Genomic DNA, 20,093 nt, shown 5'->3' with positions numbered 1-20,093 from the left:
CTTGCGGAAAAATTCGTTGACAGCTTCCGGGTGCGTGATGTTGTGTACATCACTTCTATCCAGCATCGAAAATCATTCAACAGAAACAGGGGAATTACGATGAGAAGAGTCTTCCTAAAGGGCATGGCCGCGCTCGGCATCGCGGCGCTTGCTGCGGGCTCGATGATGGGCTCGGCCAGCGCACAATCGCTGCTGGAGAAGGTTGAAGGCGGTGAGCCGATCCGTATCGGTTTCGCCAACGAGATACCGTTCGCATATCCTGGCGATGACGGCAGCCCCAAGGGCTTTGTCAACGTCATCACCATAGGCATCCTGAAGAGCATGGGTTACGAAAACATCGAGCCGGTGCAGACGGAGTGGGGCGGCCTTATTCCCGGCTTGAATGCGAACCGCTTCGACATCATCACGGGCGGCATGAACATCCTGGCGAGCCGCTGCGAGAATATCGCCTTTTCCGAACCGATTGCCACGGTCGGTGACGCTTTCATCGTGGCGCCCGGAAATCCCAAGGGGATCGGCGACTACAAGAGCCTTGTCGACAATGAGGCGATCATGGTGACCGGCGCAGGCTATTCGAACATCGAGGCAGCGAAGGCCGCCGGGCTGGCCGAGGACAGCATCATGCAGGTCCCTGGTCCGACCGAGATTCTCGCCGCAGTCAGGGCAGGCCGGGCCGATGCCGGAGCGGGCACCTATTTCACCATGAAGCAGCTTGCCGACAGCTCGGACGGAGCTGTCGAAGTGACCGATCCTGGCGCCATGCCCGAGGAATCGTTCAATTGGGCCGGCATCGGTTTCCGCAAGAATGACCAAGACTTCCTCGACAAGTTCAATGCCGCATTGAAAGATTATGTCGGCTCCGAAGAGATGCTCGCCGCAGTCGCCGAATATGGCTACGACGAAGGCTCGTTGCCTGGTGACAAGACCACCGAATGGGTCTGCGCCAACCGCTAGCCTGACGGCATGGCGGACTGGCTTGCCCGGTCCGCCGCCTAACGCGAGCATCCCGCCGGGATGCGTGACTTCCGCCTTTCGTCGCCTTGAGGGGAAGCGGCATGTCCTATTTCGAATTCCTCAGCCAGTATGGCGACCGGCTCGCCAGCGGCACGCTGATCACCATGCTGCTGACGGTGCTTTCGGCACTGCTGGCGATCGCGATCGCGCTGGCCATGGGTCTGATGCGACTGGCGCCTAATGCTCTGATACGCGGCATCGCAACCGTTTATATCGAAATCTTCCGCGGGACGTCTCTGCTCGTCCAGCTCTACTGGATCTTCTTTGTGCTGCCGCTCTTTGGCATCACGCTTGAGAAGTTCACCGCCGGCTTCGTCGCCGTCGGAATGAATCTTGGCGCTTACGGGGCCGAACTGGTGCGCGGCGCGATCCTGTCCGTCCCAAGAGGCCAATGGGAGGCGGCACTGGCGCTCAACATGTCTCCGGCCAAGCGCATGCTGCGCGTGATCCTGCCGCAAGCGCTTCTCATCATGCTGCCGCCTTGGGGCAATCTCATGATCGAGCTGCTGAAGGGGACTGCCCTGGTCGCGCTGATCGCCGTCGCCGACCTCATGTTCCAGGCCAAGCAGATCAACGGCAGCACCTTCTTGTCGGCCCAGACCTTCGGGACCGCGCTGATTGTGTATTACATCCTTGCCCGTTTCATGATTACGCCCTTCATGCGTTGGCTGGAGCGTTTCATGACCCGCAAGCTGGGAAGGGCCTGAGCCATGTTCGACTGGCGCTGGGACTTCACCTGGGAGATCCTGCCTCGTCTCGTCGCGGCCACGGGCAACACGCTCATGGCGGCGGGGTTCGGTTATGCCCTCGCCGTCGTGCTGGGACTTGTCTTCGCGCTCGCCCAGCGCACGCCCTACCGCGCGTTGACTCTGGCAGTTCGCGAGACGGTCGAATTCATACGCTCGACGCCGCTGGTTCTCCAGATTTTCTTCGTATTCTATGTCGGGCCGCAATTCGGCCTCAGGCTGTCGCCATGGACGGCTGGCATGATCGCCATCGGCCTGCACTACGCCTCTTATCTGTCGGAGGTCTATCGCGGCGGTCTGGAAAGCGTGCCCAAAGGTCAGTGGGAAGCGGCGACCTCGCTGAACCTCTCGACGGCACGGACCTACTTCCGGGTCATCATTCCGCAGGCCCTGCCGCCCTCACTGGCCGGCATGGGCAATTATCTGGTCGGCATCTTCAAGGACACACCCATGCTGTCGGTTATCGGCGTGGCCGAATTGATGCACACCGCCACAGCCATCGGCTCCGAGACTTATCGCTATCTCGAGCCCTACACGCTGGTCGGAATCATCTTTCTGGCCATCTCGCTGCCCACGGCCGCCGGCATTCGCATCTTCGAGGCCTGGGTGCGCAGGAAACTGGGAATGAGCTGATGACGAACGAATCCCTCTCGGATTTCCCCCTCGCTCTCGAAGGCGACAACATGCCGATGGTGAGCTTCAGGAAGGTCACCAAGCGCTACGGCGATCTGGTCGTGCTAGATTCGCTCGATCTCGACGTTGCCGAGGGCGAAATGGTCACCATCATCGGCCCCTCGGGCTCGGGCAAAACCACCGTGCTCAGGATGCTGATGACACTGGAAACAATCAATGACGGCGTAATCTATGTCGATGGTAAACCGCTCACCCACATGCCTCAGGGTGATCGTCTGGTGCCTGCCAGCAACCGTCATCTGCGACAGATGCGCTCCAATATCGGCATGTGCTTCCAGCACTTCAATCTTTTCCCGCACATGACGGCGCTGGAAAACTGCATGGAAGGTCCGGTTCACGTGCTGGGCCTTTCGAAGAAGGAGGCGCGCGAACGTTCGGAGGAGCTGCTCGAGATGGTCGGCATGGCCGACAAGCGCAACCAGCATCCCTCCCGCCTGTCCGGCGGCCAGCAGCAGCGGGTTGCCATCGCCCGCGCGCTGGCCATGCGGCCCAAGGTGATGCTGTTCGACGAGGTCACGTCGGCGCTCGACCCCGAGGTGATCGGCGAAGTGACCAATGTCATCAGACGGCTCGTGACCGAGCACAATCTGACCATGCTCATGGTCACCCATCAGATGGGCTTCGCCAAGGACATCTCCGACCGCGTCTGCTTCTTTTACGGCGGCCGCATCGAGGAACAGGGCACGCCTGATGAGCTGTTTGGCAATCCGCAGAAGGAGCGCACACAACAATTCCTGAGTGCGGTGAAGGAGGCGACTTGAGCCTATCGCTCGCCGACATTCTGGCCGCCCGCCGAAGGATTTCCGGTGTTGCGGCCAAAACGCCGCTGGTTCCCTCCCCTTTCCTCGAAAAGACAGCAGAGACGGAATTCCTGCTCAAGCTTGAGATTGTACAGCCGATCGGAGCCTTCAAGCTGCGCGGGGCTGCAAACGCCGTTTTCGCTCTTGGACGGGACGTGAAAGGGGTCACCTGCTGCTCGACCGGAAATCATGGCCGCGGCATCGCCTATGCAGCGAGAGCGCGCGGTCTGCAGGCCGTCGTATGCATGTCGCGGCTCGTGCCACAGGCCAAGGTCGACGGTATTCGTGCGCTCGGCGCAGAAGTCCGTATCGTCGGGGAAAGCCAGGATGAAGCCCAGGCCGAAAGCCGCCGGCTTGCGAAGGAAGAAGGCTTTGCCGAGATTTCACCCTTTGACGATCCCCTTGTGATTGCCGGCCAGGGTACGATCGGGCTGGAACTTCTCGAACAGCGGCCTGATCTCGGCACCGTCCTTATCCCGCTTTCCGGCGGCGGGCTGGCCGGCGGCATTGCATTCGCCACCAAGCGCATCAAGCCGGATATCCGCGTCGTCGGCATCACCATGGATCGCGGCGCGGCCATGTACGAATCCATCCGGGCCGGCAGGCCGGTGGAGGTCCGGGAGGTCGAAAGTCTTGCGGATTCGCTCGGCGGCGGGATCGGTCTCCACAACCAGCATTCCTTCGCGCTTTGCCGTGACTATCTCGACGATATCGTGCTCGTAACCGAGGAGGAGATTTACCGCGCCATGCAGGTCCACTATTTCGAGGACAGGATCGTCTGCGAGGGCGCAAGCGCGGTCGGCGCGGCAGCGTTGTTGGCCGGCAAACTCGGCAAGGTGCCGGGGCCGATTGCCAGCATTGTCACCGGCCGCAATCTAGATATGGGCGTCTTTACTGACATTATCAGCGGCCGAGATGTCCGGCTGGGAGACATCACGATCAAGGGAATGCCTTATGGCGCATGACATAACCATCCTCACCGAGGCCGACCTGCGCCGTGCCGTTCACCTCAATCTCGAAGCGGTCGGCGTGGTCGAGAATGCCTTCACTGCGCTCGCCTCCGGCAAGGTGATCATGCCGCCGATCCTGTCCATGGCCATTCCCGAGGCCAATGGCGAGGTGGATGTGAAGACCGCCTTCATCCCCGGTTTCGATGGTTTTGCCATCAAGGTTAGTCCCGGTTTCTTCGACAACCCGAAGCTCGGTCTGCCTAGCCTCAATGGTCTCATGATCCTGTTTTCCGCCAAAACGGGGCTGGTCGAAGCCCTGTTGCTCGACAACGGCTATCTCACCGATATCCGCACGGCGGCGGCGGGTGCCGTCGCCGCTCGTCATCTGGCGCCGGTAAACGTCAAGACCGCCGGGGTTATAGGCACCGGCGTGCAGGCGCGGCTGCAGATGCAGGCCGCTCATCTGGTCCGCCCCTTCGAGCGCGCACTGGTCTGGGGCCGCGATGGCGCCAAGGCCGAGCGCTGCGCCGGGGAACTGGCCGACCTGCTCGGCATCGAGGCACGGGCGGAAGCCGATCCGGCCAGGCTGGTCGCCGAAAGCCAGTTGGTTGTCACGACGACGCCAGCGGAAGAGCCTATTGTCAAGGCCGAATGGCTGCATTCCGGCCTCCATATCACGGCCATGGGCTCCGATCAGTCCGGCAAGAACGAGATCGACCCGCAGGCGATCGTCAAGGCAGGGCTCTATGTCGCCGACCGGGTCAGCCAATGCGAGAAGCTGGGCGAATTGCGCGCGGCAATCGAAGCAGGACTATGGAAAGGTGGAACTCCGCCCGAGCTTGGTGAAATCATCGCCAAGACCAAACCGGGCCGGGAGAATGAGCGGCAGATCACCATCTGCGACCTGACCGGCACCGGCGCGCAAGACACAGCCATCGCCACCTTCGCGTTGAAGAGGGCTCGGGCCGCCGGCGCCGGGTCGATAATTTCGACCTAGCGCGAAATGATCCGGCTCGACGACCGTGACCTGAAGATACTCGCCATTCTGCGGCAGGAGGGCCGCATCTCCAAGGCAGCGCTTGCCGAGCGCGTGAACCTCACGGCGGCCCCCTGCTGGGAACGGCTCAAGCGGCTGGAGAAGGCTGGTATCATAACCGGCTATCATGCCGAGGTGGCGCTGAGGAAGATCGCGCCGCATATCGTGGTCTTCATGGCGGCGGAGCTGGAAGGCCACCGTACGGAAAACTTTCAGACTTTCGAGCGCGCGATCGAAAAATACGAGGAGATTGTCGGCTGCTGGGCCGTTGGCGGGGGTTTCGACTACATTCTCCAGATCATCACGAGGGACATCGATTCATACCAGCGGCTGATCGATCATCTGCTGGACTCCAAGGTCGGCCTGGCCCGCTATTTCACCTATGTGGTGACCAAGCCCGTCAAACAGTCGAAGCACCTGCCTTTGAGCCTCCTGCTTTCCGGTGAAGGCGACCCGAAGGACTGATCGGCCCGAGGGCAAATCTTCAGAAGAACCGTTGGCGCGGACTGCTCCTTACCGAAGAAACTTCTTCGTTCGAGAGCGCATGATCAAACATCACAGACGAATCGAGCAACACGTCTCCGTGTTCGCACTCGTAACCGCCGCCATGTTCGGATTGTGCAATGGAGGTCCTCATGTCCGCCGTCGCAATGCTGCAGAAAGCCTCGCTTTCTCATCTCAAGGACCCGCGGCTCTTCCGCGAATATTCCTATTCCGCCGGCCATTGGATCGCCGCAAGCAACGGTGACAGCGTCGATGTGACCAATCCCGCCGACGGCAGCCGGGTCGGCTGCGTACCGGCGCTTCAGGCCGCGCAGGTCGAAGAGGCAATCGACGCCGCCCATGCGGCCTTTCCTGCCTGGGCGGCACGCCTTCCGCAAGAGCGATCGGATATCCTGAAGGCCTGGCACAGCCTCATAATGGACGCGCGCGAGGATCTGGCGCAGTTGATGGTTCAGGAACAGGGCAAGCCGATCTCGGAGGCGCGTGGCGAAATCGACTATGCCGCCTCCTTCGTCGAATTCTATGCAGAAGAGGCTAAACGGCTGAACGTCGAGAGCGTGACCTCGCATCTGCCGGATGCCGAGATGCTCATCTCTCGTGAGCCCGCCGGCGTCGCTGCCCTCATCACGCCGTGGAACTTCCCGTCCGCCATGCTCACCCGCAAGGCAGCCGCGGCACTCGCCGCCGGCTGCACGGTTGTCGCCCACCCCTCCTCCGAGACGCCGTTCTCGGCACTTGCGCTGGCCGAACTCGCAGAACGTGCGGGCTTTCCCGCTGGCGTCTTCAACGTGCTGACCGGCCATGCCCCCGAGGTCGTGGGGGCCATGACGGCATCGCGGAAAGTGCGGGTTGTCTCCTTCACCGGCTCGACGGAGATCGGGCGCCTACTTTACCAGCAGAGTGCACCCACCGTGAAAAAACTGGTTATGGAACTCGGTGGGCATGCGCCCTTTATCGCCTTTGCCGATTGTGATTTCGGCCATGCCGTCGATATGGCCGTAGCGGCGAAATTCGCGACCTCCGGCCAGGACTGCCTGGCCGCCAATCGCTTCTATATCGAAAGACGTATCTACGAACGCTTCGTCGAAGCATTCGCGGCCAGGGTAGAAGTCATGCGCGTTGGGCCGGGCTCGACCGATCCGGATATCGGCCCTCTGATGAACGAAAGCGCCGTCGCCAAGCAGCAGGGCCATGTGATGGATGCTCTCGAAAAAGGTGCCAGACTTGTCACGGGCGGCGGGTTTCACTCGGCAGGCCCGCTTTTCTATCGGCCGACAGTGTTGGCCGATGTCGCCGAAACCGCCCTCCTCTTCCGAGAAGAGACCTTTGGGCCTGTAGCCGGTTTTGCGCCATTCGACAGCGAAGAAGAGGTTTTGGCCCGCGCCAACGACACGGAAACCGGGCTCGTCGCTTATCTGCATACGCGTGATCCCGGACGCATCGCACGCTTCTCGCGCCGTCTGGAATTCGGCATGGTGGCGGTCAACCGCACCAAGATCACCGGCGCTCCCATTCCCTTCGGCGGCATCAAGCAGGCCGGTCTGGGCCGCGAAGGCTCCTGCATGGGTATGGAGGACTACACCAACGTGAAGTATGTCTGCCGGGACATCCGCTGATCCCGCGAAGGTGCATTGATGTTCGACAACCCATTCTCCGATGAGGAACTGCACGGCCGGCTCACTGCCTTGCGCAGGATCATGCAGGCGCGCGGCATCGAGTTGGTTCTGCTTTCGACGCCGGAAAACATCTTCTATCTGACCGGTCTCGACCACTGGGGCTATTTCGCACCGCATCTGCTGATCGTTCCGGCGGAAGGCGAGATGGTGCTGGTCACACGCCAGATGGAACGCGTCTCGATCGAAAAACAGGTGCGCAACGCACTTTTCCAGGGGCACACCGACAGCGAGACGGCGGCCGATCTCGCCGTGCGCGTGCTGCGGGATTCCTTCGCGGCCAAGGAGCGTTCCCGTCAGGTTCTCAAGACCGTGGTTGAGGAAGTCGGCGAACGCACCGGTCATGCGCCGACGATCGGCGTCGAAACCTGGTCCTCCGGTCATTCCTACGGCTTCGGCCATGCGCTGCGCGAAAGCCTTGGCGATGTGCAGTGGGTGGATGTCACCGGACTTGTGGACGATCTGCGGCTCGTGAAATCACCTGCCGAACAGGAGCTGATGCGCAGGGCGGCCGCGGTTTCTGATGCGGCAGCCGAAGCGGCGATCGCGGCGATCCACGACGGCGCGGCCGAGCGGGATGTGGTCGCGGAATGCCACGCCGCCATGATCCGCGCCGGCGGTGACGCCCCTGGCTTCGGCCCCTTCATCCGTCCCGGCGCGAGGCTCGGCGAAGAGCACGCGACCTGGGGCAATGGCACTTATCAGGCGCATGAACCGGTCTTCCTGGAGCTTTCGGGCTGCGTCAGCCGTTATCACGCTCCGCTCGGCCGTCTCGTTCATGTGGCGAGCATCCGCGAGGGGGACGAACAGATGGCCGAAACGGCTATCGCCGCTTTCAAGGCCGTACTCGGCGCCTTGAAGCCCGGCGCCAGCGCCCGCGACGTTTACGCCGCCTGGCAGCAGGAGGTGGACGATGCCGGCCTCTCGCATTATCGCCGGCATCACTGCGGCTATTGCGTCGGCATCGGCTTTCCCCCCTCCTGGACGGGCGGCAACCGCGTCACCGGCCTGCGCCACGATTCGGATATGGAGATCCGCGAGGGCATGAGCTTCCATATCCTTTCCTGGCTGATGGGCACCGGCAAAGGCGACTATTTCGTATCCAATCCCGTGCTGCTGACAGCCAGCGGCGCGGAAGTACTTTCCCGGACCCCTGTCGGTCCCACCATCAAATAAGGAGAAGAACAATGCTCAAGAACGATATGCTGGATCAGTGGGACCGCGAGAATTTCTTCCATCCCTCGACACATCTCGCCCAGCATGCGCGCGGCGAGACGCCGAACCGTATCGTCACCGGCGGCTCGGGCGTCTATATCGAGGATCGCGACGGCAATCGTCTGCTTGATGCCTTTGCCGGCCTTTATTGCGTGAATGTCGGCTATGGCCGCACGGAAATCGCCGAGGCAATTGCAGAGCAGGCCAAGGAACTTGCCTATTACCACGCCTATGTCGGTCACGGCACGGAAGCCTCGATCACACTCGCCAAGATGATCATCGAGCGGGCACCGAAGAACATGTCGAAGGTCTATTTTGGCCTCGGCGGGTCGGACGCCAACGAGACCAACATCAAGCTCGTCTGGTACTATAACAACATGCTCGGTCGGCCGGAGAAGAAGAAGATCATCTCGCGCTGGCGCGGCTATCACGGCTCCGGCCTCATGACCGGCTCGCTGACCGGGCTGGAGACCTTCCACAACAAATTCGACCTGCCGTTCGACAAGGTCATCCATACCGAAGCGCCCTACTATTATCGCCGGCCTGATCTCGGCATGAGCGAGGCGGACTTCACCGCCCATTGCGTGGCGGAACTGGAGGCGCTGATCGAACGCGAGGGCGCCGACACCATCGCCGCCTTCATCGGCGAGCCGGTGCTCGGCACGGGCGGTATCGTGCCGCCGCCGGCCGGTTACTGGGACGCGATCCAGAAGGTGCTGAAAAAGCACGACATCCTGCTGATCGCCGACGAAGTGGTGACCGGCTTCGGCCGTCTCGGGACGATGTTCGGCTCCGACCACTACGGCATCGAGCCTGACATCATCACCATCGCCAAGGGACTGACCTCGGCCTATGCACCGCTTTCCGGCTCCATCGTCTCGAAGAAGGTCTGGGACGTGCTGGAGCGCGGCACCGACGAGAACGGCCCGATCGGCCATGGCTGGACCTATTCCGCTCATCCGATCGGCGCCGCCGCCGGCATCGCCAATCTGAAGCTGGTTGACAGCCTTGGTTTGGTCAAGAATGCCGGAGAGACCGGCGCCTATTTCGTCAAGACGATGAAAGAGGCGCTTTCCGACCACGCCAATGTCGCCGAAGTGCGCGGCGAAGGCATGCTTTGCGCGGTGGAATTCGTGGAAGACAAGGCCGAGCGCCGCTTCTTCGATCCGGCAGCGAAGATCGGGCCGCAGATGGCCGCCGCCCTTCTCAAGGAAGGCGTGATCGGCCGTGCCATGCCGCAAGGGGACATCCTCGGCTTCGCCCCGCCCCTCTGCTTGACCCGCGAGGAAGCCGACAAGGTGGTTGCCGCGACGGTGAAGGCGGTGAAGGGCGTATTCGGATAAGGATGTTGCGCCGGCTTTACCGCCAGCGCACTTCCGTCATCGAGAGGAAGCCAGGCGACCGCGTCGCCTAAGACGATATCGGTTGCCTTCGCCGGTCCTCCGTCGCTAATCATGCGGCAGACTTGAATGCCTGCCGCCAGCGGCGATTTGGAGGATGATGAATGCCAAAGACGGTTCTGCCCGTTCCACCTGCGCCAACCGTCGCAGTCGCCGGCAGTGACGCGCGCTTTCCAGTCAGGCGCATATTCTGCGTCGGACGCAATTATGCCGCCCATGCGCGCGAGATGGGCAAGGACCCGGACCGCGAACCGCCCTTCTTCTTCACCAAACCTGCCGATGCGGTGGTGGACAGCGGAACGGCGATCCCCTACCCGCCGCTGACCAGGAACCTGCATCATGAGATCGAACTGGTCGTAGCTATCGGTAAAGCCGGTTCCGATATCCCGGTTGAGGATGCGCTCGACCTTGTGTGGGGCTATGGCGTCGGAATCGACCTGACCCGCCGCGACCTGCAGGACGAGGCAAAACGGATGAGTCGCCCCTGGGACTGGAGCAAGGCATTCGACAATTCAGCCCTTTGCGGCCCGCTGATGCCGGTATCCGAAATCGGCCATCCCTCAAGCGGCCGCATCTGGCTGTCCGTCAATGAGGAAATGCGCCAGGATGCTGATCTTTCCGAGCTTATCTGGCCCGTCGCCGACGTGATATCCATCTGCAGCCGCTCAGTGCGGCTCCAGCCGGGCGACCTCATCTATACCGGTACGCCTGCCGGCGTCGGGGCGTTGCAGCCAGGTGACAGGGTCGAGGGCGGCGTGGACGGCCTGGGAGCCATCACCTTCGAAATCGCATCAGAGGGAAAGCGGTGAGCGAGATCATCCTGCACAATTATTTCCGCTCCTCCACTTCCTATCGCGTGCGCATTGCCCTGGCGATGAAGGGGCTGAAATACGACTATGTCGCCCATCACCTGAGACATGGCGAACATCGTGGCGAGGGCTATCTGGCGGTCAATCCGCAGGGCCTCGTGCCAGCTCTCATCTGGACCGACGGCACGATGATAGCGCAATCATTGGCGATCATCGAATTCCTGGACGAGATGGCTCCGCAGCCGCCACTCCTGCCAGCCGATCCGCATGGCCGGGCGCGGGTGCGCATGCTTTCCCAGATGATTGCCTGCGACATCCACCCGGTGAACAATCTGCGCATCCTTAGCGCGCTGCGCTCGCGCTACGGGGCGGACGACGCGGAGAGCGCCGACTGGTTCAGGCATTGGGTGAACGAAACCTTCCAGCCGCTTGAAAAGATTCTTTCCTTATCGCCGCAGACGGGAAAGTTCTGCCATGGCGACCAACCCACGATGGCCGATCTTTGCCTCGTTGCGCAGATCGCCAACAATGCGCGCTTCAACGTCGATATGGCGCCTTATCCGGTCATTTCGCGTATCCGCAACGCCTGCATGGAAATCCCGGCTTTCGTGGAAGCCGCGCCGCAGCATCAGCCGGATGCCGAATAGGTACTCAGGCATCTGCAGTCGCACTCTCGGTCACGAAGAGAGTAAGCGTCTCGGCGATCAGGGCCGGTTTTTCCTGGCCTTCGATCTCCATGACGCATTTGGACTTCATCAGCCAGCGACCGGGATCCTTTTCCTCCAGCGACAGCAGAGACTTGCGCAGCCGGAGCCGGTCGCCCGCGCGCACGGGCGCCAGGAAACGAACCTTGTCGAGCCCGTAATTGATGGTTACTTCAAGCCCTTCGGGTTCCGGGCCGATCTCGTAGGAAAAGCCTGAGATGAGCGACAGAGTCAGGAAACCGTGCGCGATCGGCGCACCGAACGGGCTTTCGCGCGTTGCCCGTTCCACATCGACATGGATCCACTGATGGTCACGCGTGGAATCGGCGAACTGGTCGATGACGGTCTGATCCACCGCAATCCAGTCTGAAACGCCGAGCTCCGCGCCCACGAGTTTCCTGAACTGGTCGAACGTTACTTTTCTTGCAGCCATTATTGATTATTCTCTTCTTGATTTGGAAATCTGCGCCTGGGCGATCTGACAGGCGCCTGCGGTCGACGATCTGCCGACATCTTCGAACGCGCCACCGGTGTCGCGGCGGCAGAACTTAGGCGATGATGGTAATGCTATCAATCCGGGCTTTTGGGACAGAATGGGTTCAGCGTCTGGCCGCACCTGCTTCGCGGCTCGTGTTCAGGAAGGGAAAGATGCCTGCGGGAAACATCGCCGCCGGAGGCTCGCCAAGCTCGATGACACCGATCGTCTCGCCATCCTTGAATGTCAGCCTGGCATCGAATTTCCTGGCCAATGCCTTCATGGCGCTGTTCTGGGCATGGGTCGTCACGTGGAGCCTCGTATAGCCGAGAGCATAGGCATGTGCGATCAGCCGCTCGAACAGCCGACTGCCAAGGCCGCGATGCTGAAGCTCCTTCTCGACGCTGAAGGCGATCTCACCCGTTGGTGGCTCGAGTTCCGGACGCTCATGCAGTTCGGCCGCACCAAGCACTCGTCCGTCCTCGACATAGCCGACAACCGTCGTACCCTTTTGAAAGCAGCTCTCGGCATAGCGAACGAGGAATTCGTCATTGGTCGCGCCGTTGAAACGGTCGGCGCGGCTGTCCCGGTCGAGCCGCAGCAGGTGGTCGCGGAAAAGCGGCAGCTCCGAGGGTCTGAGATGCCGCACGGTTCCTTTAAGGGTGGGATGGATTTTGATCGGTTTGCTCATCGGTCGTACTTCTCGCGGGTTCCTCCCCGAGCCGTTCGACTCGCCACGACACCGATATTGTGCACTGCAACATAAAATTCAAGCGCCGGAAGCTCATAACAGCCCCGCACTGGGCGCATGTCAGGGGCTTTTCGGCGGGAAAAATTGTCGCTCCCGAAAAAAGATGATAATATAAATCAGGTTTTAGGATTCTTCTCTGGAATTATTCTAAACTGTCGTCCATATTGAAGTGACAAGATAAATGAGGAACGCCTGATGCGTCTCACGCGACAAACCAATTACGCAATCCGCATCCTGATGTATTGCGCGGCGAATAATGSCCAGCTCAGCCGTATTCCAGACATAGCCGAAGCCTATTCGCTTTCCGAGCTCTTCCTGTTCAAGATCCTGCAGCCGCTTGTCGAGAACGGCCTGATCGAGACCGTGCGGGGCCGCAATGGCGGCGTGCGGCTGGGCAAGCCGGCCGAGCAGATCACGCTCTTCGACGTGGTGCGCGTCACCGAGGATAATTTCGCCATGGCGGAGTGCTTCGAGAACGATGCTATAGACTGCCCGCTGGTCGACAATTGCGGCGTCAACGAAGCCCTGCGCAAGGCGCTTAATGCCTTCTTCGAGGTGCTGGAGAGCTATTCGATCGCCGATCTGGTCGAGGCGCGTCCGAATATGCGCAACCTCTTGGGCATAGACGAATTGCCGCAACGCGTTGCAGCAGCCGCGAACTAAGCGGTCGCCGCTAGATTCCTGCTGACTGAGGCAGCACGAACGGCATGGTTCCGGGCGGCACCGCCCCTACCCTGAGTCGGCACTCGAATACGCGCGAGATCAGTCCGTCTTCCAGAACCTCCGCAGGCGAGCCCGCCGCGGCCATGCGGCCCCGGTGCATGACCAGAACGCGGTCCGCAAACATGGCGGTCAGGTTCAGGTCGTGCAGGATCGCGATCACTCCGCCTCCACGAGCCGCAAAATCCCGGGCGATATCCATGATGATGAGCTGGTGCTTGATATCGAGACTCGAAACCGGCTCGTCGAGGAACAGATAGCGCGGAACACCGGCAAGCACGGGCGACCATACCTGGCACAAGACCCGCGCCAGTTGCACCCGCTGTTGCTCGCCGCCGGAAAGCTCCTGATAGAGTCGACCTGCGAAACCATCCAGATCGACGCGCGCAAGCGCTCTTTCAGGCAGGCGCCCTTCTTCGCCGGCGAGCGCGCCAGTACGTCCGTTGGACAGGCCGAGACTGACGATTTCGCGCACGGTGAAGGGAAAGGACAGCGTGGTCGCTTGCGGCAGCACGGCTCTGAGGGATGCCGTCTGCCACGGCTTCAGCGAAGAAATTTCCGCACCGTTGATGTGAACCTCGCCTTCATAGGGAAGATCGCCCGACAAGGCCTTCAGCAAAGTGGTCTTTCCCGAACCGTTCGGCCCGACGATCGCCGTTACATTTCCAGCAGCCGCATCAAAACTGATGCCGGAGATGATGCGCTTGCGGCCGATTGAGACGGAAAGATTGCGCACTTCGATCATGGTGGCCGCCTTACAGATCCAGAATGCCGCGCCGGCGGAGCAATATCCACAGGAAGAACGGCGCGCCCACGGCAGCCGTCACGATACCGATCGGCAGCTCGGTCGGAGCCACGATCGTCCGGCTGACCGCATCGGCCAGCAAAAGCAGGCTTGCGCCGAGCAACGCCGAAGCCGGCAGAAGATAGCGGTGATCAGGCCCGATAAGCAGGCGCAGGAGATGCGGCACGACGATACCGACAAAGCCGATGCCGCCGGAAACGGCAACCGACGCGCCGGTAGCGGCGGCAACGGTGACGATGGCGACATTCTTGAAGCGCTGGACAGGTATGCCGAGATGAGCTGCGGAAGCCTCGCCGAGCGCCAGCGCGTTCAAGGCGCGAGCCATGAATGGCGCGGCCGCGAGCGAAAGCGCGATGATCGGCCCGGCAGCGGTGATCTTGGTCCAGGTGGCACCCGCCAGCGAACCGAGTCCCCAGAATGTCAGGTCGCGCAACTGCCGGTCATCGGCCAGATAGACGAGAACGCCCGAGAACGCGCCTGCCATGGCTCCGAGCGCGATGCCCGCCAGAAGCATGGTGGCGACGGAGGTCTGGCCGCGGCGTGTCGCGATCCGGTAAAGCAGCATGGTCGTGATGAGACCGCCGATGAAGGCAGCCAGAGGCAAGGCGTAGATGCCTGCCAGGGCCACGAACGGTCCCATGACCGTACCGCCGAGTACGATCATGGTGATGGCGCCGAGCCCCGCTCCTGCCGAGACGCCGACGAGGCCGGGATCGGCCAGCGGATTGCGGAAAAGCCCCTGCATCACAGCGCCCGATATGGCAAGTGCCGCGCCGATCAGGATGCCGAGCAGAACCCTAGGCAGCCGGATATCATAGACGATGATACGGTCACGCTCGGAAACCGTACCGCCGAGTACGGAGAGGACAGACACGTCCGATGCGCCTGCGGTCAGGCTGAAGAGCGCGACAAGCACCAGCAATCCGCAAAGCGCAGCGATCGCCAGGCGCGCCCGCGCCGAACGGTCACCCTCGCCCGCCTCCCGGCCGGCCAACACGCTCCAGCCCGTCATTCGGCCAATAAATTCCATGGTCAGGAACCAGTCAATTCGCAATCGAGGCGCCATAAAGCGCTGTCGAGAGATCGCGGACCGCCGATGCCGTCCGCGGTCCGAAACCAAGCAGATAGGCTCCGTCCATCCTGACCAGAGCCTTGTTTTTCGCAGCCGGGGTCGATGCCAGAGCAGGATGCGCAAGCACATCCTCCCCGGCAGGATCGAGATCGCCCCCGCGATCCATCATCAGGACGACATCCGGCCTGGCCTCGATGATCGCCTCATCGGTCAACTGCTTGTAGCCCTGGTAATCGGTAATGGCGTTGACGCCACCCGCCATCGTGATGATGCCGTTCGCGGCGGTTCCCGTGCCGGAGGCCAAGATGCGCCCACCCTGCATGCTGAGGATGAAGAGAACGCGCTTGCGCTCTGTGACATCGGCAGTCAGCGCTTCCGCTGCCCCGACGTCCTGGCGGATTTTTTCGGCAAGTTCGGCCGCCTTGTCCTCGATGCCGAGCGCGGCGCCGACCGTCTCTACCTTTCCAATGATCCCTGCTAGATCGAAGGTTTCAGGAACGAGAACCATGGGAATGCTGGCTTTCTGCAGAACCTCCATGGCTTCCGGCGGGCCGCTGCCCTCCAGAGCCAGGATAGCGCTCGGATTGACCGATAGCACGCCTTCCGGCGACAGGGCGCGCATATAGCCGACATCTGGGAGCTCCAATGCCTCCTGCGGAAAGATGCTGGTCGAATCGCGGGCGATGAGCTTCTCCTCCTCGCCAAGCGCATAAATGATCTCCGTCAGCGATCCGCCAATGGAAACGAGTCGAGAGGGATCGGCAAAGGCCTCCACGGCCTCCTGCGCGCGAGCCGAAAAGCCGGCCGACACAGCGAGCAATCCGGCGAGGCAAAACGTGACAAGGAGGCGTCGCGCGCCTCCGTTTCCTGAAACGGAAAAGGGAATCATGCCGTTTTCCTCATGCGGCGGTGGAACGCGGAACCCGCGGCAGATTCTCCGCCAGGAAGCGCCAGTCTTCCCGTTCCGCCTCGCCCTCGTGCCGTTTGCCGAAAAACTGGATGATGAGCTGCCGATCCGCGCCATAGGCTTCGATCGAGGTGACATGACCGTCCTTGGTCGGCTTGCGCACCGCCCATAGCTCGCGCACGTGGTCCTGGCGCAGATGGAGATGGAAGGTCGGATCCATGACATTGATCCACGGTCCCATGGGCGTCACGTTGTGGATCGGGCCGGAGTGGATCTGGATACAGCCCTTGTTGCCGACGAAGCACATGATCGGCACTTCTTCCCGAACCGAAAGGTTCATCATTGCCGCCAGCGCGTCGCCGTCAAGCGGCCAGGCATAGTCGTCGCCGATCATGCTGACGGCCTGGTGACGCGACAGCTTCAGGCTCTTCAGCAGACCGAAGAACTGGTGCACGTCCGTCATGTTGCTCCAGCGGGTGCGCAAATCCTCAAGATCAGGCCGCTCGTTGATAGCGGCCATCGCATCGTCATTGTCCGCTATCGTCACCTCCAGTTCCTGCGATTGGTCCGACACCGCCAGGTCGTCGACGAGTTTCTGATAGGCATAGAGGTTGGAGGCAGGCCTCAGATGCACTTTGTGGACCGCCTCACCGGCGGTGTCGAAGAACTGCAGACTGCGCCGGATACTGTCGCCGTCGCGCTTTTCAACGGCAAAGCCGTGTTTCCATTGCGACGGGAAGATCCTGAGGTCGATGTCCGATCCAAGAACCAGGGCGCTGTGTTGTCCCCGCACGACGTTTTCATACACGCCGATTTTCTCGTGTACGGCACTTTCGTTCCTGGTGAGCGCCATCACCTCGCCAACGGCCTCGAGCCCGCTAAGAATATCATTTGCGCGGGGATCGATTCGCACCACCCCTTCCCCGCAATGGGCGGCGACGAGTTCCGCTTCCGAGATGCCGAGCTTATTGGCGAGATCGCGTTCCCGCATCTTCGGATTCTCGATGCGTGCGGCGCGAATCTGTTCCGGGGTCGGCTTCGTATCAGCCTGCATGGAATGGTCCTACTTGTTCAGGATGAGCTTGCCCTGGCGCGTTATCTTCAACCGATAAATCGCGCCGGAGTGGTTGATCGCAATCTCGTGGGAGCCGCGAAAGAGATCCTCGCTGACGATTGTGCGCACCGCCTGCAAGCCTTGAGACGGTTTCAGGCGGCGCTGGTCGTTGAACTGAGGATTGGCGTTGTTCATGGAGAAGTGGCTGTTCACGGCGTGACCCTCTCTTGCGCCTCATACTGTTTTCTTGACAGTGATAATCAAGTTTACTAGTGAGCGCAATACCGGAGTGAACGGATCATATTTTATCCAACTCTGGGATCGAATGCCAGCCAGCCATTGAGCCAGCCAGCGCGTCACCATTTACAATGAAGGAGATGGGGCAGTGGCTTGGGGAAATGAACAATCGCGCGCGAGGCGTGGGGGCGCTCTAACAGTATCTTCGGCACCGGGTTCACGGGCACGGATAAAGACGGCACTGCTGGCCGGCGTGGCGACAATGACGATCAGCACGGCCGCGGCCATCGCGCAGGAGGCACCACAGGTGCTCTCACCGGTCGTGGTCACCGCTCCCCAAGAGCGTCCGGACACCCTGCAAGATCGAACGGTATTGACCACCACTACAGATAGACAAGAACTCGATCGTCAGATGGTCGAGGATATCAGCGATATCTCTCGCCGCATCGATGCAGGCGTCATCTTCAATGAGAATACGAAAAGCATTAATCTCCGTGGCCTCGACCAGAACCGCGTCCTGACGACGATCGACGGTATCCGGGTGCCTTGGTTGAACGATCCGCGAGAGAGTGCCCAAGGCGGGCTCAACGCTTTTGATTTCGATACAATCTCGACAATTGACATAACACGCGGCGCCGATGCTACCCGATACGGGTCCGGCGTCCTCGGTGGCGTCATCTCTTTACGCACCCTCGATCCAGAGGACCTTCTGACCGATGGTCGTCAGTATGGAGCTCTGGTCAAGGGAACATATGACAGCGTCGATCAAAGCTGGCGTACCAACGCCGCTGTGGCCGGCCGATACAATGACACCTATGTCTTGATCCAAGGTGGCTATCGCGCCGGCCATGAGACCGACAATATGGGAACGGTCGGCGGTTACGGTTCCGGGCGCACCGAAGCGAACCCCTTGGATTATGATCAAGGCAACCTGCTCGTTAAGCTACACCAGTATGTAGGAAACGGTCACCGATTCGGTTTCACGGGAGAGCTCTTCGAGCGTGACGAGGACATAGACAATCGCATCGGTACGACGAGTAGCTATCAAGAAGGCAGCCTGAAGTCGGGCGACATAGTTAAACGACAGCGCCTTTCTGCCTCTTATGATTTCATTTCACCAGACGGGACGGACTGGGTCGATATCGCCCATGTCACCGCCTATTGGACGCGCCAGCAGCTAAATAATACGACTGATGCTTTCCGCCTAAGGGACCCTCGGGCTGACGCCATTCCTGGCGATCCGTTCTTTTACGGTTATCCGACTGGCGTCTACAAGCGCGATAATGAACTTGAACAAGCCTCTTACGGTGTTACAGGCAACGTCTCGAAGGAGGTCGAACTTGGGGGGCTCGGTCATACCTTCCGCTTCGGCAGCGAGCTGTATCGCCAGGACACCCACCAATATTCGTGGGGCCAGGACAATTGTCCTGATGTAGATTGGACGATGATCCCTGATTTCATGGGGCCGCAGGCATGCAGGTTCCTGCACACCAATGCGTCTGACATGCCGGATGTCGAGAGCCTTTTCTTCGGCATCTTTGCCGAAGACGATATTGCTCTACCGTATAATATCACTCTGACGCCGGGTATTCGTTTCGACTGGTACGATCACGATCCGAAATCAACGGCAGAGTATGAGCGTGGCCCGAACTTTGATGGCACGTTGCCTGGCTCCAGCAGCGATTCCAGAGTGTCAGCAAAATTGCGGGCCGCGTGGCAGGCTACCAATGAGTTGGAGCTCTATGCGCAATGGGCACAAGCCTTCCGCGCGCCTTCGGCTCTCGAGCTCTACCAGAACTATGGACAACCTGGGTCATACGCCAGAATTGGGAATCCCGATCTCAAGCCGGAAACCAGCAATGGCTTTGAAGTCGGCGCACGGTACGAGACTGAAATCTATGGCGCCTCGATCAGCGTGTTCAACAACTACTACCGTAACTTCATCGATGCAGTGCAAATTCGACCACCAGATGACGAGTACCCCATAGCTGGCGTCACGGGTTACGAGAACCGCGCCCGTGTCCAGATTTACGGAGCTGAGTTGAGCGGCTACTGGAACTTTGCTCCAAACTGGCGGACATGGGGGTCGCTGGCCTGGTCGCACGGACGCGATACGCGAGAGGATGAATACCTCAACTCGATCCCACCGCTGCGCGCTATTGTTGGCCTCGGCTATGCTGCCGAAACCTGGGGCAGTGATGTATCCCTGACCATGGCGAGTGCCCGAACCAAGGTCGGCGACGGCGGCTTCGAGGCACCAGGTTATGGGATCGTCGACCTGACCGCCTGGTGGGAACCTGAGCAGTTGAACGGTCTCCGCATCCAAGCCGGTGTGTTCAATCTGTTCGATCAGAAATACTGGAACGCCACTGACGTGCCGGACAGCGTATCGGATACGATCCGTGATCGCTATACTGAGGCTGGACGTTCTTTCCGCGTGTCGATCTCCAAGCGCTTCTAAGATGTCGAAGGGCGAGAAATGCGATCATCGCAGAGCCGATCTTCCGACCGGGTATGAACGTCAAATT

Annotated in this window: 21 protein-coding genes; 14 read left to right on the top strand and 7 right to left on the bottom strand. The window is 60.7% G+C overall.

Going from position 1 to position 20,093, the window contains the following annotated elements; translation table 11 throughout:
• Nucleotides 1–99: 99 nt before the first annotated feature.
• The 12 genes from ehuB (at nucleotide 100) to maiA (ending at nucleotide 11,487) form a co-directional block, all read left to right on the top strand.
• The gene (ehuB, locus tag L598_RS01045; protein ID WP_144859171.1) at nucleotides 100–954 is read left to right on the top strand and encodes an ectoine/hydroxyectoine ABC transporter substrate-binding protein EhuB; all 855 of its coding nucleotides are present in this window, start codon (nucleotides 100–102) and stop codon (nucleotides 952–954) included.
• 101 nt (nucleotides 955–1,055) lie between these two features.
• Nucleotides 1,056–1,721 carry an ectoine/hydroxyectoine ABC transporter permease subunit EhuC gene (gene ehuC, locus L598_RS01040; protein ID WP_144859169.1) on the top strand — a complete coding sequence of 222 codons (666 nt, stop codon included), beginning with the start codon at nucleotides 1,056–1,058 and terminating at the stop codon, nucleotides 1,719–1,721.
• A 3-nt stretch (nucleotides 1,722–1,724) separates the two neighbouring features.
• The gene (gene ehuD, locus L598_RS01035) at nucleotides 1,725–2,393 is read left to right on the top strand and encodes an ectoine/hydroxyectoine ABC transporter permease subunit EhuD (protein WP_144859167.1); all 669 of its coding nucleotides are present in this window, start codon (nucleotides 1,725–1,727) and stop codon (nucleotides 2,391–2,393) included.
• Nucleotides 2,393–3,214 carry an ectoine/hydroxyectoine ABC transporter ATP-binding protein EhuA gene (gene ehuA / locus L598_RS01030; protein ID WP_144859165.1) on the top strand — a complete coding sequence of 274 codons (822 nt, stop codon included), beginning with the start codon at nucleotides 2,393–2,395 and terminating at the stop codon, nucleotides 3,212–3,214. Before ehuD ends, ehuA begins: the two co-directional genes overlap by 1 nt.
• Nucleotides 3,211–4,218 (top strand): hydroxyectoine utilization dehydratase EutB, encoded by a 1,008-nt coding sequence (gene eutB / locus L598_RS01025; protein ID WP_144859163.1) that lies wholly within the window; start codon nucleotides 3,211–3,213, stop codon nucleotides 4,216–4,218. The genes ehuA and eutB overlap by 4 nt, the downstream gene beginning before the upstream one ends.
• On the top strand, nucleotides 4,208–5,200 hold the full coding sequence (locus L598_RS01020) for a cyclodeaminase (protein ID WP_144859162.1): 993 nt from the start codon (nucleotides 4,208–4,210) through the stop codon (nucleotides 5,198–5,200). Before eutB ends, L598_RS01020 begins: the two co-directional genes overlap by 11 nt.
• Before the next feature lie 6 nt (nucleotides 5,201–5,206).
• Nucleotides 5,207–5,704, top strand: coding sequence for an Lrp/AsnC family transcriptional regulator (locus L598_RS01015; RefSeq protein WP_186444894.1), 498 nt, complete (start codon nucleotides 5,207–5,209; stop codon nucleotides 5,702–5,704).
• A 170-nt stretch (nucleotides 5,705–5,874) separates the two neighbouring features.
• Complete coding sequence (locus tag L598_RS01010) at nucleotides 5,875–7,359, top strand: NAD-dependent succinate-semialdehyde dehydrogenase (protein WP_144859160.1); 1,485 nt, start codon at nucleotides 5,875–5,877, stop codon at nucleotides 7,357–7,359.
• A gap of 18 nt (nucleotides 7,360–7,377) precedes the next feature.
• Nucleotides 7,378–8,592 carry a Xaa-Pro peptidase family protein gene (locus L598_RS01005; RefSeq protein ID WP_144859158.1) on the top strand — a complete coding sequence of 405 codons (1,215 nt, stop codon included), beginning with the start codon at nucleotides 7,378–7,380 and terminating at the stop codon, nucleotides 8,590–8,592.
• An 11-nt stretch (nucleotides 8,593–8,603) separates the two neighbouring features.
• A complete protein-coding gene (locus L598_RS01000; RefSeq protein ID WP_144859156.1) occupies nucleotides 8,604–9,974 on the top strand; it encodes an aspartate aminotransferase family protein in 1,371 nt (456 codons plus the stop codon).
• A 161-nt stretch (nucleotides 9,975–10,135) separates the two neighbouring features.
• Nucleotides 10,136–10,840, top strand: coding sequence for a fumarylacetoacetate hydrolase family protein (locus L598_RS00995; protein WP_144859154.1), 705 nt, complete (start codon nucleotides 10,136–10,138; stop codon nucleotides 10,838–10,840).
• Nucleotides 10,837–11,487, top strand: coding sequence for a maleylacetoacetate isomerase (gene maiA / locus L598_RS00990; RefSeq protein ID WP_144859151.1), 651 nt, complete (start codon nucleotides 10,837–10,839; stop codon nucleotides 11,485–11,487). Before L598_RS00995 ends, maiA begins: the two co-directional genes overlap by 4 nt.
• A gap of 4 nt (nucleotides 11,488–11,491) precedes the next feature.
• Here the strand turns inward: maiA and L598_RS00985 are convergent, their stop codons facing one another.
• Both L598_RS00985 and L598_RS00980 read right to left on the bottom strand, forming a co-directional pair.
• Nucleotides 11,492–11,977 (bottom strand): MaoC family dehydratase, encoded by a 486-nt coding sequence (locus L598_RS00985; RefSeq protein WP_144859149.1) that lies wholly within the window; start codon nucleotides 11,975–11,977, stop codon nucleotides 11,492–11,494.
• A 166-nt stretch (nucleotides 11,978–12,143) separates the two neighbouring features.
• The gene (locus tag L598_RS00980) at nucleotides 12,144–12,710 is read right to left on the bottom strand and encodes a GNAT family N-acetyltransferase (protein ID WP_144859147.1); all 567 of its coding nucleotides are present in this window, start codon (nucleotides 12,708–12,710) and stop codon (nucleotides 12,144–12,146) included.
• 255 nt (nucleotides 12,711–12,965) lie between these two features.
• Between L598_RS00980 and rirA the strand changes: the two genes are divergently transcribed.
• Nucleotides 12,966–13,433 (top strand): iron-responsive transcriptional regulator RirA, encoded by a 468-nt coding sequence (gene rirA, locus L598_RS00975; protein ID WP_144859145.1) that lies wholly within the window; start codon nucleotides 12,966–12,968, stop codon nucleotides 13,431–13,433.
• A gap of 10 nt (nucleotides 13,434–13,443) precedes the next feature.
• Here the strand turns inward: rirA and L598_RS00970 are convergent, their stop codons facing one another.
• From L598_RS00970 to hemP, 5 genes are read right to left on the bottom strand one after another with little or no spacing between them, the layout of a single operon-like run.
• Nucleotides 13,444–14,235 carry a heme ABC transporter ATP-binding protein gene (locus L598_RS00970; protein WP_144859143.1) on the bottom strand — a complete coding sequence of 264 codons (792 nt, stop codon included), beginning with the start codon at nucleotides 14,233–14,235 and terminating at the stop codon, nucleotides 13,444–13,446.
• A 10-nt stretch (nucleotides 14,236–14,245) separates the two neighbouring features.
• Nucleotides 14,246–15,307, bottom strand: coding sequence for an iron ABC transporter permease (locus tag L598_RS00965; RefSeq protein ID WP_144859141.1), 1,062 nt, complete (start codon nucleotides 15,305–15,307; stop codon nucleotides 14,246–14,248).
• Nucleotides 15,308–15,338: 31 nt separating this feature from the next.
• Nucleotides 15,339–16,256 carry an ABC transporter substrate-binding protein gene (locus tag L598_RS00960; RefSeq protein WP_144859139.1) on the bottom strand — a complete coding sequence of 306 codons (918 nt, stop codon included), beginning with the start codon at nucleotides 16,254–16,256 and terminating at the stop codon, nucleotides 15,339–15,341.
• A gap of 10 nt (nucleotides 16,257–16,266) precedes the next feature.
• Nucleotides 16,267–17,328 (bottom strand): ChuX/HutX family heme-like substrate-binding protein, encoded by a 1,062-nt coding sequence (locus L598_RS00955; RefSeq protein WP_144859137.1) that lies wholly within the window; start codon nucleotides 17,326–17,328, stop codon nucleotides 16,267–16,269.
• A 9-nt stretch (nucleotides 17,329–17,337) separates the two neighbouring features.
• Nucleotides 17,338–17,523, bottom strand: coding sequence for a hemin uptake protein HemP (hemP, locus tag L598_RS00950; RefSeq protein WP_144859362.1), 186 nt, complete (start codon nucleotides 17,521–17,523; stop codon nucleotides 17,338–17,340).
• A gap of 304 nt (nucleotides 17,524–17,827) precedes the next feature.
• On the opposite strand from hemP, the gene L598_RS00945 reads away from it, so the two are divergent.
• Entirely contained in the window at nucleotides 17,828–20,026 is a 2,199-nt protein-coding gene (locus L598_RS00945) for a TonB-dependent hemoglobin/transferrin/lactoferrin family receptor (RefSeq protein WP_144859135.1), read from the top strand.
• Nucleotides 20,027–20,093: the final 67 nt, after the last annotated feature.

Source organism: Mesorhizobium sp. J18, assembly GCF_007829525.1.
Lineage (GTDB): Bacteria > Pseudomonadota > Alphaproteobacteria > Rhizobiales > Rhizobiaceae > VLJP01.
The sequence above is the reverse complement of the archived record's forward strand: the minus strand, read 5'-3'. Positions and strand labels throughout refer to the sequence as shown.

Excerpts from the sequence above, each read along its gene's own strand:
- L598_RS00965 (WP_144859141.1), bottom strand. The coding sequence starts at position 15,307 with ATGACGGGCTGGAGCGTGTTGGCCGGCCGGGAGGCGGGCGAGGGTGAC.
- L598_RS01015 (WP_186444894.1), top strand. The coding sequence starts at position 5,207 with ATGATCCGGCTCGACGACCGTGACCTGAAGATACTCGCCATTCTGCGG.
- L598_RS00995 (WP_144859154.1), top strand. The coding sequence starts at position 10,136 with ATGCCAAAGACGGTTCTGCCCGTTCCACCTGCGCCAACCGTCGCAGTC.
- ehuC (WP_144859169.1), top strand. The coding sequence starts at position 1,056 with ATGTCCTATTTCGAATTCCTCAGCCAGTATGGCGACCGGCTCGCCAGC.
- L598_RS01010 (WP_144859160.1), top strand. The coding sequence starts at position 5,875 with ATGTCCGCCGTCGCAATGCTGCAGAAAGCCTCGCTTTCTCATCTCAAG.
- ehuB (WP_144859171.1), top strand. The coding sequence starts at position 100 with ATGAGAAGAGTCTTCCTAAAGGGCATGGCCGCGCTCGGCATCGCGGCG.
- L598_RS00960 (WP_144859139.1), bottom strand. The coding sequence starts at position 16,256 with ATGATTCCCTTTTCCGTTTCAGGAAACGGAGGCGCGCGACGCCTCCTT.
- hemP (WP_144859362.1), bottom strand. The coding sequence starts at position 17,523 with ATGAACAACGCCAATCCTCAGTTCAACGACCAGCGCCGCCTGAAACCG.
- L598_RS01020 (WP_144859162.1), top strand. The coding sequence starts at position 4,208 with ATGGCGCATGACATAACCATCCTCACCGAGGCCGACCTGCGCCGTGCC.
- ehuA (WP_144859165.1), top strand. The coding sequence starts at position 2,393 with ATGACGAACGAATCCCTCTCGGATTTCCCCCTCGCTCTCGAAGGCGAC.
- L598_RS01000 (WP_144859156.1), top strand. The coding sequence starts at position 8,604 with ATGCTCAAGAACGATATGCTGGATCAGTGGGACCGCGAGAATTTCTTC.
- L598_RS00955 (WP_144859137.1), bottom strand. The coding sequence starts at position 17,328 with ATGCAGGCTGATACGAAGCCGACCCCGGAACAGATTCGCGCCGCACGC.
- L598_RS00980 (WP_144859147.1), bottom strand. The coding sequence starts at position 12,710 with ATGAGCAAACCGATCAAAATCCATCCCACCCTTAAAGGAACCGTGCGG.
- L598_RS00945 (WP_144859135.1), top strand. The coding sequence starts at position 17,828 with ATGACGATCAGCACGGCCGCGGCCATCGCGCAGGAGGCACCACAGGTG.
- L598_RS00970 (WP_144859143.1), bottom strand. The coding sequence starts at position 14,235 with ATGATCGAAGTGCGCAATCTTTCCGTCTCAATCGGCCGCAAGCGCATC.
- L598_RS01005 (WP_144859158.1), top strand. The coding sequence starts at position 7,378 with ATGTTCGACAACCCATTCTCCGATGAGGAACTGCACGGCCGGCTCACT.
- L598_RS00985 (WP_144859149.1), bottom strand. The coding sequence starts at position 11,977 with ATGGCTGCAAGAAAAGTAACGTTCGACCAGTTCAGGAAACTCGTGGGC.
- ehuD (WP_144859167.1), top strand. The coding sequence starts at position 1,725 with ATGTTCGACTGGCGCTGGGACTTCACCTGGGAGATCCTGCCTCGTCTC.